Genomic DNA, 15,159 nt, shown 5'->3' on the forward strand with positions numbered 1-15,159 from the left:
CGCGCGTCGGTCCGCGGCCGCGAACCACACGCGGTCGACCTCGCCACGGGTCGACCCCATGCCACCACTTCTGACGGACGACCCCGACCCGCCGCCAGTGACGATGTCGTCACTCCTCGACGACGTCGACGCCGTGGAACGCGAAGCGCGCACCGCCGAATTCGCTCTCGCCGAGCGAGACGGTCCAGCCGTGCGCGTCCGCGATCTCGCGGACGATGGCGAGCCCGAACCCGGTGCCCTCGTCGTTCGTCGTGAACCCGTGCTCGAAGACGTCGTCGCGTTCGCTGTCGGGGATGCCGGTGCCGTCGTCGTCGACGAACAGGAGCGCGCTCGCGGTGTCGACGCCGACGCGGAGGCGCGTGGCGTCGCCGTGTTCGATGGCGTTCCGGAACAGGTTCTCGAACACCGTTCGGAGGCGTTCGGGGTCCGCGAGCACGTGCGGGGCGTCCCGGTCGACGTCGAGTTCGGCGTCGGGCGCGTCGACGACGCGCCACGCCTCCGTCGCGGTCGCGGGCAGCGACGCCGGTTCGGGGTCGTCGACGACCTCGCCGTCTCGCGCGAGCGTCAGGACGTCCTCGATGAGCGCCGCCATGCGGTCCAGGCTCGTCGCGATCTCGTCGACGGTCGCGTCGTCCGCGTCGCCCGCGGCGAGCACCTCGAGGTGGCCTTGCGCGACCCCGAGCGGGTTCCGGAGGTCGTGACTGACGACGCTCGCGAACTCCGAGAGCCGTTCGTTCTCGCGCTCCAACCGCCGTTCGCGCTCGTGGCGCTCCAGCTCGTACCGCACCCACGTCCCGAGGAGTTCCACGAACGTCTTCTCCGCGTCCGTGAACTCGCGGGCGTGCTCGGTGTCCGCGAAACAGAGCGTCCCGTACAGCTCGCCGTCGACCTCGACCTTCGTGCCGACGTAGCACGCGAGGTTCCAGCGTTCGTACGCCGGGTCGTCCCGCCACTCGTCGGCGGCGTCCGCGACCGCGAGCGTCTCCTCGGCGGCGATTGTGCGCCGGCAGTACGTCGTCGACATCGGCTCGGTCGCGCCCGGCTGGAGGCCCGGGTGCGCGCTGTCCGCGGCGACGACCTCGAACTCGTCGTCGATCGCCGACAGGAACCCGACGTCGACGTCGAAGCGCTCGCACCCGAGTTCGAGGAGCGCTTCGACCTTCGCCTCGAAGTCCATCTCGGGGTTCGAGGTGAGTTCGACCATCCGGCGGCGCGCGCGCTGGGCGGCCACCTGCTCGGTGACGTCGTCCTGAATGCCGACGTAGTGCGTGACGTCGCCGTCGTCGTACACGGGCGCGACCGTCACTCGATTCCAGAACCGCGTCCCGTCGACGCGATAGTTCCGGAGTTCCACGGTCTCCGAGTAGTCCTCGTCGATGGCGGCGCGGAGCGCCGCGACCCCCTCGGGGTCGGTGTCGTCGCCCTGCAGGAACCGGCAGTTCCGCCCGAGCGCGTCCGCGGCCGCGTAGCCGGTGATGGTCTCGAACCCGCGGTTGACGTACACGAGCGATTCGTCGGGGTCGTCGGCGTCCGCGACCGTGATGCCGACGCCAGCCTGGTCCATCGCGGCGGCGCGGATGTCGCGGTCCTCGCGGACGCGTTCCGCGGCGATGCGGTCGGTGACGCGAGCGCGCAGTAGCGCGTGCTCGTGGTCGGCGCTCGCGGGAACGTAGTCGACGCCGTCGGTCGTGGCGAGGTCGCGGACGCGACCGGGGTCGCGTCCGTCGGCGGTATCGTAGTAGACGACGGGGAAGTCGGGGGCGACGTCGGTCGGATCGCACGGCGCCGTAGGGGTCAGGACGAGACAGTCCGCGGTCCCCGCGTCGACGTCTTCCAGGAGGGTGGACGGGTGGACGCGACGGACGTCGAGCGTGAACGTCGAGTTCTCGATGGGCGCGCCCGCGAGCGCCGTCTCGAGGTCGGCGTCGGCGACGAGCACGGTCGGCGTGCCGGTCTCGATGGCGTGGTCGACCATCCCGTCATCGCCTCCGCGTCGAACTCGACCGGTGGGGGTGAGTGTACCGGTGGGGGTGAGTGTACCGGTGGGGGTGAGTGTACCGGTGGGGGTGAGTGTACCGGTGGAGGTGGGTGTGTCGGTCCGCGCGTGGCGCAGGCACGACTGTGGTGGGCGGCCCCGTCGCGGCGCGGGAGGCGCAGGCGCGACGACGCGAGGACGCCCGACGAACGGCTATCACACGTTCGCGGACGACCCGGGGACAGTAATGCGCTTCGGCCAGCGAACGCCTTCGACGCACGACGCCGACTCGAACCCGAGCGACGCGACGCCCGCAACGGCCGTTCGAGAACGCGGCCACCGTCGCAGTCAGTCAGTCGGTCAGTGTCACTCTCGAGAACGCGGCCACCGTCGCAGTCAGTCAGTCCTCGACGGGAGCGTGCGCGCGCCGCGTCGTGTCGACGCCCTCGTCGGCCGCCCACGCCGTGAGTGCGTCGAGCATCCCCGCGATCTCCGCGTACGTCTCCTCGAGTTCGTGGACGTTCCGCCCGGAGTCCAGGAGTTCGGTCCCCATGTGGTGGACGACGTTCCCGTAGTGCGCGACCTGATTCCGGAGGTCGCGGACGTCTGTGAGCGCGTCGGCGACCGCCTCCCCGTCGTCGTACCCGAGGCAGTCGACGACGGCGTCGCACTCGACGGCGGCCTGCTGGAGCTGCCAGAACGTCGTGTAATCTATCTCGCGGAGCTGGAGGTCCGCGTCCGCGTACGACTCGAACTCCTCGATGACCGCGTCGTACTCGGATGTCTTGCCTGCGCCTTCGCGTTGCAGCATCGAGAGCGTCCCCTGCCAGTTCGCCTCCGCGTCGACGAGGTCCCGGAGCCGCATCTCGAGTTCGCCGATGCGCGTGTAGAGGAACGCGTGCGCCGCGGGCTTGTTCAGGTCCGAGCGCGTGACGATGCCCGCGACCCGGCCGTGCCAGCCGACGAAGTAGAACGGCTCGGCCTCGAGTTCGACGACGAGGTCCTCGAACCCGAGGTCGGGCGAGAGGAGGTTCGAGAGGTCGATGCGGTCGGCGTGCTCGTAGACCCTGTCGTCGGGTGATTCCTCGCGGACGACCGCGAGGTCGTCCCGAGTCACGTAGAGGTACGGCGGGTCCTCGCGCCGCAACGGTGCGGCGGTGTACCCGTTCTCGACGAGCCAGTCGTGGACGTCCGCGACGCTCGCGCCGGCCCCCGCCGCGTCCGGGTTCCGCGTCATGAGCTCGCGGACCGTCACCTGCTCCTGGTGACCGAACATTACCAGTCATCTCGACGCCACGTCACTATGATTGTTCCCTAGCCGTTCCGGGTGACCCCGGTTGCGTCCTGGACCGCGACGTGGCGGCGAGCCCTCGTGCGTGAGTCGTGCACGAGCCACGTAGGGCTTTTCAGGTACGGGTGCTACTGGCTGTCGTGCAATCGAGAACCCGACGGTCCGTGCTCGCCGCGACCGCGAGCCTCGCCGCGGGCGGGCTCGCGGGCTGCCTCGATTCGAGCGACGGCAGCGGCTCGACCCGCGGCGGCGAGACCACCGGCGGCGATGGAACCGCCACGTCCGGCGGCACCGACCCGTCCTCGACCCCGGCGGACGTCGGCCTCCCGACGCGCGAGGAGCCCTTCCACGTCCCGGATTCCGCGAAGCGTCTCCGCGAGAACGTCGTCGGCGGCGGCCCCGGCAAGGACGGTATCCCGAGCGTCGACGACCCCGAGTTCGAGCCCGTAAGCGACGTCGGCGACCGCATCAACCCCGGGATGCCCGTGTTCGGCGTCGAGGTCGACGGCGACGCGAAGGCGTACCCGCAGTACGTCCTCGTCTGGCACGAGATCGCGAACGACGTCGTCGGCGGCCGCCCGCTCGCGGTGACGTACTGTCCGCTCACGGGAACCGCGATGGCGTTCGAGCGCGGCGACGTCGAGTTCGGCGTCAGCGGGCGGCTCGTGAACTCGAACCTCGTGATGTACGACCGCGCGACGGACTCGCGGTGGCCGCAGGTCATCGGGACCGCCATCGACGGCGACTTCGAGGGTGCGAGCCTCCGGCAGGTACCGACGACGTGGACGACGTGGGAGCGGTGGCAGGCCGCGAACCCCGACGGCAAGGTGCTCACCGAGGACACCGGGCACGTCCGGAACTACGGCCGCGACCCGTACGGCGACTACAACCCGACGCGCGGCTACTACGAGTCCACGAACTTCCTGTTCGCGCCGATCCGCGAGAGCGACCGCCTGGAGCCGAAGGCGGTCGTGCACGGCGTCCGCTCGGGCGACGGTGCGTTCGCGGCGTCCGAGGCCGTGCTCCGCCGGGAGCGCGTCGCCGCGGGGAGCGCCGGGTCGCTCGACGTCGTCCTCGTGTACGATCCCGCGTTCGCGGCGGGCGTTGCGTACGCGAACCCCGACGGCGCGAGCGTCGAAGCGGACGGCGACCGCTACCGCGTCGACGGCGGCGAGCGGGTCGCTGCCGGCGACCTCCCGCTCGAGCGGCTCCCGAGCTTCGACGCGATGTTCTTCGCGTGGTACGCGTTCTACCCGGACAGCGAGTTCGTGCTCGCGGACGAGGACGCCAAGTCCCCGAGCGAGGTGCGTGCACGATGAGCGATGCCGAGGTGGACGCGACCAGCGAACCCGGGGGAACCCCGCGATGAGCGAGGCGACGGTGACGCGGTCGGTGCCGCGGCGTGCGCGCCGCGTCGCGAGTCGCACCCGGCGCGCGCTCGGCCTCGTTCGCTCGCGTCGCGACGGTCGCCTCGCGTTCGGGGGCGGCACCCTCGCGTACCTCCTCGTGTACATGGTCGCGACCGGCGCCCTCTCGGTCGGTCGCCCGGTCGGATTCGACGTCGTTGTCGCCAGCGACCCGCTCGGCAAGCTGTTCGCGCGAACCGGCCCGGTGAGCTTCGAACCGCTCGCGCTCGTCGACCTCGGCCTCGCGCGCGTCCTGCTCGCCCCCGGCGACCTCCTTCTGGGTACCGGGCTCGCCGCGCTCGTCGGCGCGAACCTCGCGCTCACGTACCTCGCGGTCGTCCAACCGAAAGCCTGCGGCATCGACACTGGCGCGGGCGTCCTCGCCGCCGTCCCCGCGCTCCTCTCCGGGACCGCGTGCTGCGGGCCCGTCGTCCTCCTCGCCGTCGGCGTCACCGCCAGCGGCGCGCTCGTCTCGCTGTTCGCGTGGCTCGTCCCCCTCGGCGCGCTCAGCCTCCTCGCGAGCCTCGCGTACGTCGCCGGGAAGATAGCCGTCTGAACGACGGTCGAGTCAGGGGGCGGCTATATGACGGTCCCGCCGGAATTTCGACCGTCCGCCATGTTCCGGCGCGGTTCGAGCCCTCCACCCAGTCGCACCGCCACCGAACGAGCCGCGACGTCGCCGTTCGCGACGACACGCTCCGGAGTCGTCGCCCTCGCCCTGGTCGCGCTCGTCGCCCTCGCGGGCTGTAGCGGCGCTCCGACGACCACCGACGCCCAGACGACCACCGACGCCCCGGGGCCGACGGACGCGGCCCCCGCGACGAACGCGACCGCAACCACCGCACCCCCTTCGACGACGGACGCACCCACGACGCGGGCGACGACGGACCGCGAGTCGACCACCACGCCCGGCGACCACGACGGGAACGACACCGCGTCGTTCCGGATTCCGGTCCGGGGGAACGGGACGCTGCCGTTCGACCACAACGAGACGTACGCGCGGACGATGACGCTCCTCGGGCTCGACGACCCCGTCGACCCGCCGAGCCAGATATACCTCTACCGGCCGGCGACGCCCTGGCAGCCGACCGTCTCGGACCCGTTCGCGCTGACGCTCATGGACGCCCGCGAGTCCTCGAACTTCTCGCGAGAGACCCGCACCGGCCTCAGCCTCGCGCTCTCGGGGACCGAGTCCAGGACGGACCTCGAGTTCACGGTCGTCCACGAGTACGTCCACAACGCGCAGTTCGCGCGCATCCAGGACACCCCGACGTGGGACACGACGTTCTCGGACGCGTACCAGCGGCATCGCGCCGCCGCCGCCGTCGTCGAAGGCGCGGCGTCGTACGTCGCCCTCGAGTACCTCGCGCGCTACGAGAACCGGAGTCGCGCCGCCGTGGTCGCGGAGACCGACGGCTACCGGAACGCGTCGCCCGCCGGCAAGTACGCGTGGGCGCCGTACCACTTCGGGCGCGAGTACGTCGCCGAACGCGTGGACTCGCCCGCCGATCACTGGCGGCTCTACGAGGAGCCACCGCAGACGACCGAGGAACTCATCCACGGCCTCGAACCCGGGTCGGAGCCACCGAAGCCGCTGTCGGTGACGGTCGACGCGGACGCGTGGTCGGTCGAGGAGCGCGAGACGCGCGGCGAGCTGTTCGCGCGCGTCGTGCTCGCGAGCGAACTCGCCGAACCGAAGGCTGCCCGTGGCGCGGCGGGCTGGGGGAACGACGAACTCGTCGCGTTCTCGAACGGGAGCGAGCGAGCGTTCGCGTGGACGCTCCGGTGGGACGACGCCGCGAACGCGACCGAGTTCGTCGACGCCTTCGGCGCGGCGACGAACGCCCGCAGTCCCCGGTCGGACGGCGGGTGGACGGTCGACGACACCCGGATACGGCTCGTGCGCGTTTCGCCCGAGACCGTCGTCGTATTCACCGGCCCGGGGTCGTTCGTCGACTCGGCGACCGCGACCGGGAGCGACGGGAACGTCACCGTCGGCGGCCCCGCTGCGGGCCAGTCGCCGGCGTCGCGAGCACGAGGTCAGGCCTGGTACGCGTCGCTGACGTAGGACTCGATGTCGCGGACGCGGTCACGGTCGAACGTCCAGAACCCGCGCCAGTGGCCGTCGTCGTCCTCGACGCACACGAGCGCGGCGTGGTCGGCGTCCGACCCGTCCGGTGGGACGAACACGACGAACCAGACCGCGTCCAGGTTCGGATGGTTCGAGTGCGCCGACAGCGAGCTCTCGGGCGTCCAGTCGCCGACGCCGTAGACGTTCGCGTCGAGGTCGGTCTCGGCGAGCGTCTCGTACACCGTCTTCGTGCCCTTCTCGTCGTCGATGCGTGACAGCCGCTGGAACCCCGAGTGGATGCGGCCCGCGCCCTCGCGGTACGCGAGCGCCTCGATGAACCGCGATATCTCGATGAGGAGGAACTTCTCCTTGCGCGTCGACGGGTACCCTTCTGCGTTGAACGGGACGTCGGCGAGCTCCGCGAGCACCGCGGGCGTCTCGACGTCGGCGAGTTCCCGGGACCCGGTGATGTAGATGTCGGAGTTCACGAACAGGACCGCGTCGCCGACGTCGTCGAGTTCGGACTCCGCGACGCGCTCGCCGTCGCGCGTGAGGACGACGAGGTTCTCCTCGCCGCCGTCGGTGAGCGCGGTCTCCACGTCGACCGGCTGGCGCTCGAAGAGGTCCTCGAACATCCCAGTGACGTGCTCGTTCCCGGCCCCGCTCACGTTCACCACGGTGAGGGACACGCTGGGGGCGTCCAGTTCGTCGACGAAGTCCGCCAGTTGCATTCGATACGTACCAGGGAACGGATTCACAAGTACCTTGCCGCCGGTTCGAGCCTCGATATCGGCGGGACCGCTCTGCCGCCGGTTCGAGCCTCGACGTCGGCAGGACCTTCGGTCGGTCCGCGGCGGCGCGGTCAGGAGAGCTCGTCGACGAACCCCCACTCCTCGGCGCGGCGTTCGGCCTCGGCGCGGGCGTCCTCGCGGAGTTGTTCGACGCGGTCCTCGTTCTCGAGGAACGATTCGAGGGGGTCGTCCGCGGCGTCGTGCCCGGGGTGGTCGGCTTGGGCGCGGTCGCGGGCGGCGGCGGCGAGGTCGTGGTCGCCGGTGAGGACGCGCGCCGGTTCGCCGGGAGCGACCGCGAGCGCGTCCGCGCCGTCGGCGTCGTGCACGTCCGCGAGCGCGTCCGGGTCGACCGCGCGACGTTCCGCCTTCACGGGGCCGGGGCCGGCGAGGTCAGCGAGCGCGTCCGCGCCACCGCGCTCGGTACCGGTGTGCGACGCGAGGACGGGGACGCCGTCGCGGACGGTGAGGACGCCCGCGCCGTCGTCGCCGAGGAGGAGCGTCGCGCTCGGTTCGAGCACGAGGTAGCCCGTGAGGCGTTCGTCGAGTGCCGCGCGGAGCGCGCGCTCGTGGTCGTCGAGGACGCGCGAGGCGACGACGTCGCCCTCTGGGAGTCTCATGGGCGGTCGGGGACGACGGCGCTCGCGAACCGGTCGGCGACCGCGTCCTCGTCGCCGTCCGCGGGGTCGAGGCGCGACGCGGCCGCCCGGAACGCCTCTGCGGGCGGCGATTCCGGGGCGTGCGCGACGAGCGGTTCGCCGGCGGCGCGCGCCTCGCGGACGACGTCGGCGGCGGGGACGCTCGCGAGCACGGGCGCGTCGAAGTACCGTTCGGTCTGGTCGCGGACGGCGTCGACGTCGTCGGGGTCGTGCACGCGGTTGTAGCAGACGCCGGCGGTCTCGGTGCCGTACGCTTGCGCGTACTCGTGGACCTTCAGGCCGTCGCTGAGTGCGGGAATCGTCGGTTGTAGGACGACGACGATGCGGTCGGCGAGGACGATGGGGAGGACGGCGGACTTCGACCCGAGTGCGGCGGGCGAGTCGAGCAGGAGGACGTCGGTGTCGGCGGCGAGGTCGGCGACGACGTCGGCGAGCCGGTCGGGGTCGGCGGCCTCGAAGTCGCCGAGGTCGGTGCCGCAGGGGACGACGCGCATCCCGAAGCGCTCGTAGGTGGCGTCCGCGACGGCGACGTCGTGGTCGCCCAGGAGGAGGTCGTGGAGCGTGACGGGGGCGTCTTCGAGGTCGGCGTGGAAGAGGAGGTTCGCGAGGCCGGTGTCGGCGTCGACGACGGTGACGTCGTGGCCGTCGTCGGCGAGCGCCATCCCGAGGGCGAGCGTGGCGGTCGTCTTCCCGGTGCCGCCCTTCCCGCTCGCGACGGCGATGGCTTCGACCATGCGTCGTCGTCGCTCGCGGAGTTGCTAAGCGGTTTCGGTACGCGAAAGAAAGGCGACCCCACCCTCGGGGTCGACGGGAGGACGGCCGACAAAGGGGGGAAGCCGGCCGATCCGTCTCGAACGGACCGTGTGACACGTCGAGAGTCCACCCCTCGACTGAACGAAATCACTGTCCACGGGGACCTATAGTTTATGGCCGGGGCCTGATTATTCAACCAACGGTTATGGCTGAATCCGAGCACGTACGGTAATCGAAGGCCGTCGGGGCGGCCTCGTCGCACCCCGCCGACGGCCATCCCACGCCCACCCACGCCAAAAAATCAACCACTAATGGTTGAAAGAGTGCTTTTAACCCGTTCGAGGTTGAGCCTTCGGACGATGACAGTCCGTCGTTGCGTCGTCCTCGGCGACGTCGTCGACTCCCGAAACCTCGACGACCGCGAGGACGTCCGCGAGACGCTCGAAGCCGCGGTCGCCGCCGCAACCGACGCCGCCGGCGACGCCATCGTCGCACCGTTCGCCGTCCTCAAGGGCGTCGACGAGGTCGGCGGCGTCCTCGACGAACCGGGCGCGGTCGTGCCAGCGTTGCGCGCGCTCGTCGAACACCTCCACCCCATCGAACTCCGCGTCGGCCTCGCGTGGGGTGCCGTCGACGTCGCCCCCGACGCGGACGCCGTCGCCGCGATGGACGGCCCCGCGTTCCACCGCGCCGACGAGTGCCTGCAGGCCGCCGCCGCCGACGACCGCTACGTCCGCGTCTCGCTCGCGGACGTCCCGGACGTCTTCGCCGCCGTCCTCGGCGACCAGCTCGACCTGCTCTCGCTGTGGACGAGCACGTGGACGCCCCGCCAGCGGTCGTTCGTCACCGCGTACCGCGACGCGGACACGATGACCGCGGTCGCCGACGCGTTCGACGTCTCCGTCCAGATGGTGTCGAAGACGCTCGACCGGACGCGCGCCGCGACCGTCTACGCCGTCGAGGACACGCTCGAAGCAGCGTTCGCCGCTGTCGGCGGTGACGACACGTGGTAGCGTCCTGGCGCGTCGCCCGCGGCACGCTGCTGGTCGCGTCGCTCGCGGTGTTCGCAGCGCTCGCGTGGACCGCGTGGCCCCTCGACCTCTCGGGGGTCCCCCTCCATCGGTACGCCGGGTTCGCGGCCGCCGGCGCGTTCCTCTGGGCGACCAGCGGGTACGTCGTCCGCTGGGCGCTCCGGTTCGCGGGCACCGACAGCGACGCCGGCGACGCCGACACCGGCCGCGCCATCGGGAAGGTCGAGAACGCGCTCGTCCTGACGCTCGTCCTCACGGGCGCGTACACCGCGCTTGGCCTCGTGTTCACCGCGAAGTCCATCGTCCGCTGGCAGGACATGGACTCCGAGAACACGACGTACTACCTCACCGGGAGCGTCGCGAACTTCACGTACAGCCTCCTCGTCGGCGTCGCCGCCCTCGCCGTCTTCGGGCCGTCGCCGTTCTGAACGCGTCGCCGTCCATCGCGGCGACGGCGTCGTCGTCCTCCCAGCGAGGCGACGACCTCAGTCCTCGACCGAGAACACGGCCGCTCGCGAGTCCGTGGTGACGCCGTACCGGGCGTCCGCGACCGACGTGGGCGGGGACTCGCTCGCGTCGTTGTAGCGTGCGTCGAGTGCCGCGGCGACGGCGTCGCGAACGCACGCGCGGGTGGCGGCCCCGACCCTCGTCGCGCTCCCGGAGAACGCCGCAGGGTCGCCGTCGGGGTCGCAGGCGGCGACGACCGCGTCGCTCGTCGTCCCCGGGACGCCGACGCGGTCGAGGAGGGTCGTCGCACGGGCTTCCGCGGCGACGGCGACGAGGTTCGCGAGCGCGCCCGGCGCGAGGTCGCGGGTCGTGCCGACGACGACGTTCACCGTCCCCGGCACGAACTCGCCGTCCGGGAGGCCGTCGTCGCCGTCGCCTCCCGCGTGGTCAGTGGCGGGCGCGCGGAGCGCGTCGTCGTCGGTGGGGAGCGCGGCGGGGTTGGAGACGCCCGCGGTCGCGTACGCCTCGACGGGGCCGAGGCGCGCGCCGCGAGCGTGCCGGGTCGCGACCCCGGTGAGGAGCACTGGTGCGTCGCCGCGGGCCGCGGCGGCGACGCGTTCCGGCGCGACGCCGCGCTCGCGGAGGCGCTCGTCGACGAACCCCGCGAGGTCGTCGCACCGCCAGTCCTCCGGGACCGTACACGAGTACGCCGCGTCCGCACGCATGCGGCCGCCGCGCCACCCCGTCGACAGCCACTCCGTGCCGGGGCGCGCGAACTCGAGGACGTCCTCGCACCGGGTCGCCGCGAAGAACGGCGCGTCCGCCGACGGCTCCGGGACGCCCGCCCCCGCATCCGAGTCCGCGCCGCCGGCCGCCGACGGGGGCGCGTTCCCGTCGTCGCTCACGCGTCCACCACCTCGGCGAGCACCCGGAGCAGTTCGTCGTTCTCCGCTGGCGTGCGGACGGCGACGCGGACGTGCGCGTCCAGCCCATCGAAGGTCGTCGCGTCGCGGACGGCGACGCCGCGCTCGCGGCACGCGGCGACGACGCCCGCGGCGTCGCGGCCGGTGTCGGCGACGTCGAGGAGGACGAACGGCGCAACGCCGTCGCGGTCGGTCGCGTCGTCGTACGCGCGGACGCCGTCGGGGAGCCCGGTTCGGATGCGGTCGCGTTCGACCGCGACGCGCTCGCGGGTATCCGCGACGAAGTCGTGGTCGCGGAGGCAGTGCGCGCCGACCGCGGCCGCGGGCGCACCGAGGTTCCACGTGCGGCGGGCGGTCCGGAGCCGGTCGCGCTCGCGGCCCGTGGCGACCGCGAACCCGGCGCGGAGCCCGGGGAGCCCGAACAGTTTCGTGAGCGAGCGCGCGACGACGACGCCGGGCTCGCCAGCCATCGAGGGTTCGTCGGTGAACCCGAGGAACGCCTCGTCGACCAGCAGGGTCGTCCCGGCGTCACGGCAGCGCGCGGCGAGCGCGCACAGCGCGTCGTGGTCGTACACGTCCCCCGTGGGGTTGTTCGGGTTGCACGCGACGACCAGTCGGGCGTCGGCGAGCGCGCCAGCGTCGAGGTCGACGACGGCGTCGTGCGCAACGCGGTCGACCGTCGCGCCCTGCAGGTCGGCCTCGCGAGCGTACTCCCCGAACGACGGCGCCGGCACGAGCACGCGGTCGCCGGGGTCGAGCGTCGTCGCGAACGCCAACCGGAGCGCGGCGAGCCCACCGGGCGTCGGGACGACGTGCTCGCGACCGATTCCGCGAGCGGTCCCACGGCTGACGTAGTCCGCTGCGGCGTCCCGGAACGCGGGGTACGCGTCGTCGGGATACCGGGTCGCGTCGTCGAGCGCGCGCTCGTAGACCGCGCGGACGCCGTCGGGCCGCTCCGGGTTGACGTTCGCGGAGAACTCGAGGACGTCCGGGTCGCGCGTCCCCCCGTGCGGGACGCGCTCGGCCGCGTCGACCGCGTCAGGGCGCACGCCCCGTCACCTCCCCCGGCGAGCGCGTCACGACTCCCCTCCCGCGGTGGCGTCGCCGACGAGGCGGTCGTAGAGTTCGCCGGCGCGGTCGCGGACCGCCCCGAGGTCCCCGGTGGCGTTCGCGAGCGCGAGCGCCCCGCCCATGCCGACGCCCTCCTTCGCCTCCCCGTCGACGTACCCGCCGAAGCCGACGTGCGCGCGGTCGAACTGCGGGTCGGTCACGGTCGGCTCGCAGTCCAGGCGACGGGCGGTCTCGCGGAACGCGACCGCGTCGTCGTCAGCGACGTAGCTCGTCGTCGCGACGTCGAGCGGGCCGGTCGCGCCGTCGTGGCGGGCGAGCGCGGCGACCGCGAGCTGCTGGGTGCCGCCCGCGAGCGTCACGCGCTTCCCGGCGGCGAGCGCGCCCGTCGCGACGCCGGCGAGCGTCGCGAGCACCGGGTCGCCCATCCGCCGGGTCGCCTCACGCGGGTCGTTCTCGCAGTCGCCAGCTTCGAGGCCGCTCGCCGCGAGCCCCTCCGAGACGACCTCGCGCTTGCGCTCGATGGGGTTCGTCGGGAGCGACGACGACACCGCAGCGTCCTCGCCGAGTGCGCGCAGCACGCCGAGCGCGGTCGTCGTCCCACCGGGGATGGTCTCGGCGAGCACGAGGTGGTCGTCGGGCAGCGACCGCCCGACGCCGCGCGCCGCGAGGAACGCCCCGGGCGCGGTCGGCACCGGGTCGGCCTCGCGGACGTCCTCGCCGGGCCGCGCACCGACCGAGACGGTCGGCGCACCCGTCGGTTCCGCGAGCCCCGCGTCCACGACCGTCACGTCGAACCCGACGACCTCCTGGGCGGCGCGCGTGACGATCGCGGGCGTCGGCGTCCCCGTCGGCGACACCGGTACCGACGGCGCGCGGACGACGTCCCCGTACGCGAGGACCTCCGCGTCCGCGCTCGGCGTGTACGCCATCGCCTCCGGGTCCGCGCCCGCGGCACTCAGTCCCTCGATGCGCGCGGTCTCCGTCGACCCCGCAGCGAGCACGAGCCTCATCGGTCGCCCTCCACGGCGTCGTCCGTCGTTCCGTCGCTCGCGCGAACCGGGGCGTCCCCGGGCGCCGCGGCGAGCGCGGCGGCGACGTCGGCGTCCCCGAGTCGATTCACGTTCACGGCCAGTCGAGCGTCGTAGGTCGTATGCATGTTCTCTCCTCCAGTGTCGACGACGTTCAAGCCCGTCGGTGCGAGCCCGTCGAACGCGGTGTCGACGCTCGCACCGAGGCGCTCCTTGAGCGCGACGGGCACGCAGACCGACAGCGACCCGGTCGGGTCCGCGGCGTCGCCGCCAGCACCGTCCTCGCGAGCGATGCGTTCGCGGGCGGCGAGCGCGCGGTCGACGTGCTCTGGCGCGAGCAACGGCAGGTCCGCGGCGGCGGTGACCGCGGGCCGGCCGACGACGTCGAGCGCGGCGTCGAGGTCCGCGACGTAGCCGTCGCCGGGCGTGTCCACGACGGTGACGTCGTCGCGCGCGGCGAGGTGCTCGCGGGTCCGCGGCGTCTGCGGCGACACCGCGGCGTAGACGTCCTCGATGCCGTCCGCCGCGGCGAGCGCGTCGACGACGCGGTCGACCATCGCACGCCCCGCGACCGCGAACAGCGGCTTCTCCACGTCGGCGTCGAGGCGCGTACCCGCGCCGCCGCACATCACGAGAGCGTCCACGCTAACACCCCCGCGTGGAGCCCCAGGACGCGCGCGACCTCGGTCGCCGCGCCGAAGACGTCGCCGTTCGGGCCGCCGAGGCGACGAGTCGCCCACGCGCCGACGACGGCGGTCCCGGCGAGTGCGCCCGCGAACGCTCCCGCCGCGGCGACCGCGACCGCACCGCTCGCCGCACCGGCCAACGTGGAACCGGCGGCCAGGAGCGGCCACGCGACCGCAGGTCCGGCGAGCGCGAGCGCGAGGACCGCGGTCCCGACGCCGGCGCCCTCGGTGATGGCGCTCCCGAGGCCGTCGTGGGGCGCGGAGCCGAACGCGGCGAGCGCCGCGAGGCCGACGCGCGCACCGACCTCCGCCGCGAGGACGACCGCGACCGCAACGAACGGGGCCGTTCCGGCGACCGCGACCGCTCCCAGCGCGAGACCGGCGACGACCAGGGAGACGGCCGCGAGCGCGCCGACGCCCGTCGTCGTGTCCGCGAGCACCTCGCGCCGGCGGTCGCGGTCGCCGTGGACGACCATCGCGTCCCCGCAGTCCGCAACGCCGTCGAGGTTGTTGACGCCGACGAGCGCGTACACCGCGAGGACGTACGCGAACGCGACCGACGCCACGGGCAGGTCGGAGGCGACCGCGAGCGGCGCGGCGACGACGACCGCCGCGAGCGCGCCCACGACGTACCCGGGGACGACCGCGGCCGCCGGCGCGGCGGTGAACGCCGCCCACGCGTCGCCGTCTCGACCCACCGGCACGCGCGTCAGGAACCCGAGCGCGCCCGCCGCCGCCGCGAGCGCACCGCGAACGCGACCCGTCATCGCGCCACCACCACCGCCGGTGGCGGTCGCTCGCCGCCGTCCGGACGCGAACCGTGGTCCGGACGCGAGCCGCGTTCGACAGCGAACGCGGCGAGGACGCACTCGTTCATCTCGACTCCGGGTTCGCGGACGAACGGTTTGGGCGTTCTGGAACGCCACCGCTATCGAAGCACGCGAAACTCCGAAGAAGGGTCAGCGAACGTACTCAGGTCGGGACGCCGAGCACGCTCTCGTTCTCCGAATCGGCGGCCGGGTGAGGGTTC

At 73.0% G+C, this 15,159-nt stretch carries 15 protein-coding genes; 5 read left to right on the plus strand and 10 right to left on the minus strand.

Annotated features, from left to right (window positions below):
* Positions 1-109: 109 nt before the first annotated feature.
* Positions 110-1,975: a receiver/sensor box histidine kinase gene (locus VYJ16_RS02705; protein ID WP_336348779.1), complete on the minus strand. Its 1,866-nt coding sequence runs from the start codon at positions 1,973-1,975 to the stop codon at positions 110-112.
* Between the two features lie 400 nt (positions 1,976-2,375).
* On the minus strand, positions 2,376-3,251 hold the full coding sequence (locus VYJ16_RS02710; protein WP_336348780.1) for a hypothetical protein: 876 nt from the start codon (positions 3,249-3,251) through the stop codon (positions 2,376-2,378).
* A 155-nt stretch (positions 3,252-3,406) separates the two neighbouring features.
* Between VYJ16_RS02710 and VYJ16_RS02715 the strand changes: the two genes are divergently transcribed.
* The 3 genes from VYJ16_RS02715 to VYJ16_RS02725 are packed head-to-tail and all read left to right on the plus strand — an operon-like array spanning position 3,407 to position 6,740.
* The gene (locus VYJ16_RS02715) at positions 3,407-4,585 is read left to right on the plus strand and encodes a DUF3179 domain-containing protein (RefSeq protein WP_336348781.1); all 1,179 of its coding nucleotides are present in this window, start codon (positions 3,407-3,409) and stop codon (positions 4,583-4,585) included.
* A gap of 46 nt (positions 4,586-4,631) precedes the next feature.
* Positions 4,632-5,228, plus strand: a complete 597-nt coding sequence (locus VYJ16_RS02720; RefSeq protein WP_336348782.1) for a hypothetical protein — start codon at positions 4,632-4,634, stop codon at positions 5,226-5,228.
* Positions 5,229-5,288: 60 nt separating this feature from the next.
* The gene (locus VYJ16_RS02725) at positions 5,289-6,740 is read left to right on the plus strand and encodes a hypothetical protein (protein ID WP_336348783.1); all 1,452 of its coding nucleotides are present in this window, start codon (positions 5,289-5,291) and stop codon (positions 6,738-6,740) included.
* Here the strand turns inward: VYJ16_RS02725 and VYJ16_RS02730 are convergent.
* From VYJ16_RS02730 to minD, 3 genes are all read right to left on the minus strand, one after another.
* The gene (locus VYJ16_RS02730) at positions 6,713-7,474 is read right to left on the minus strand and encodes a histidine kinase (RefSeq protein WP_336348784.1); all 762 of its coding nucleotides are present in this window, start codon (positions 7,472-7,474) and stop codon (positions 6,713-6,715) included. The genes VYJ16_RS02725 and VYJ16_RS02730 overlap by 28 nt on opposite strands.
* Before the next feature lie 131 nt (positions 7,475-7,605).
* The gene (locus VYJ16_RS02735) at positions 7,606-8,151 is read right to left on the minus strand and encodes a DUF8054 family protein (RefSeq protein ID WP_336348785.1); all 546 of its coding nucleotides are present in this window, start codon (positions 8,149-8,151) and stop codon (positions 7,606-7,608) included.
* On the minus strand, positions 8,148-8,924 hold the full coding sequence (gene minD / locus VYJ16_RS02740; protein WP_336348786.1) for a cell division ATPase MinD: 777 nt from the start codon (positions 8,922-8,924) through the stop codon (positions 8,148-8,150). Before minD ends, VYJ16_RS02735 begins: the two co-directional genes overlap by 4 nt.
* A 378-nt stretch (positions 8,925-9,302) precedes the next feature.
* Here minD and VYJ16_RS02745 point away from each other — a divergent pair, with 378 nt between their 5' ends.
* Entirely contained in the window at positions 9,303-9,956 is a 654-nt protein-coding gene (locus VYJ16_RS02745; RefSeq protein ID WP_336348787.1) for a SatD family protein, read from the plus strand.
* Complete coding sequence (locus tag VYJ16_RS02750) at positions 9,950-10,402, plus strand: hypothetical protein (protein WP_336348788.1); 453 nt, start codon at positions 9,950-9,952, stop codon at positions 10,400-10,402. The genes VYJ16_RS02745 and VYJ16_RS02750 overlap by 7 nt, the downstream gene beginning before the upstream one ends.
* A gap of 57 nt (positions 10,403-10,459) precedes the next feature.
* Here VYJ16_RS02750 and VYJ16_RS02755 read toward each other — a convergent pair whose 3' ends face one another.
* The 5 genes from VYJ16_RS02755 to VYJ16_RS02775 are packed head-to-tail and all read right to left on the minus strand — an operon-like array spanning position 10,460 to position 14,896.
* On the minus strand, positions 10,460-11,326 hold the full coding sequence (locus tag VYJ16_RS02755) for an adenosylcobinamide amidohydrolase (protein WP_336348789.1): 867 nt from the start codon (positions 11,324-11,326) through the stop codon (positions 10,460-10,462).
* On the minus strand, positions 11,323-12,393 hold the full coding sequence (locus VYJ16_RS02760; protein WP_336348790.1) for a threonine-phosphate decarboxylase: 1,071 nt from the start codon (positions 12,391-12,393) through the stop codon (positions 11,323-11,325). The genes VYJ16_RS02755 and VYJ16_RS02760 overlap by 4 nt, the downstream gene beginning before the upstream one ends.
* A 27-nt stretch (positions 12,394-12,420) precedes the next feature.
* Positions 12,421-13,425, minus strand: coding sequence for a nicotinate-nucleotide--dimethylbenzimidazole phosphoribosyltransferase (locus tag VYJ16_RS02765; RefSeq protein WP_336348791.1), 1,005 nt, complete (start codon positions 13,423-13,425; stop codon positions 12,421-12,423).
* Entirely contained in the window at positions 13,422-14,072 is a 651-nt protein-coding gene (locus VYJ16_RS02770; RefSeq protein ID WP_336349656.1) for an NTP transferase domain-containing protein, read from the minus strand. The genes VYJ16_RS02765 and VYJ16_RS02770 overlap by 4 nt, the downstream gene beginning before the upstream one ends.
* Positions 14,072-14,896: an adenosylcobinamide-GDP ribazoletransferase gene (locus VYJ16_RS02775; RefSeq protein ID WP_336348792.1), complete on the minus strand. Its 825-nt coding sequence runs from the start codon at positions 14,894-14,896 to the stop codon at positions 14,072-14,074. The genes VYJ16_RS02770 and VYJ16_RS02775 overlap by 1 nt, the downstream gene beginning before the upstream one ends.
* Positions 14,897-15,159: the final 263 nt, after the last annotated feature.

Source organism: Halorubellus litoreus (genome assembly GCF_037081675.1).
In the GTDB taxonomy this organism is placed as follows: Archaea; Halobacteriota; Halobacteria; order Halobacteriales; family Natrialbaceae; genus Halorubellus; species Halorubellus litoreus.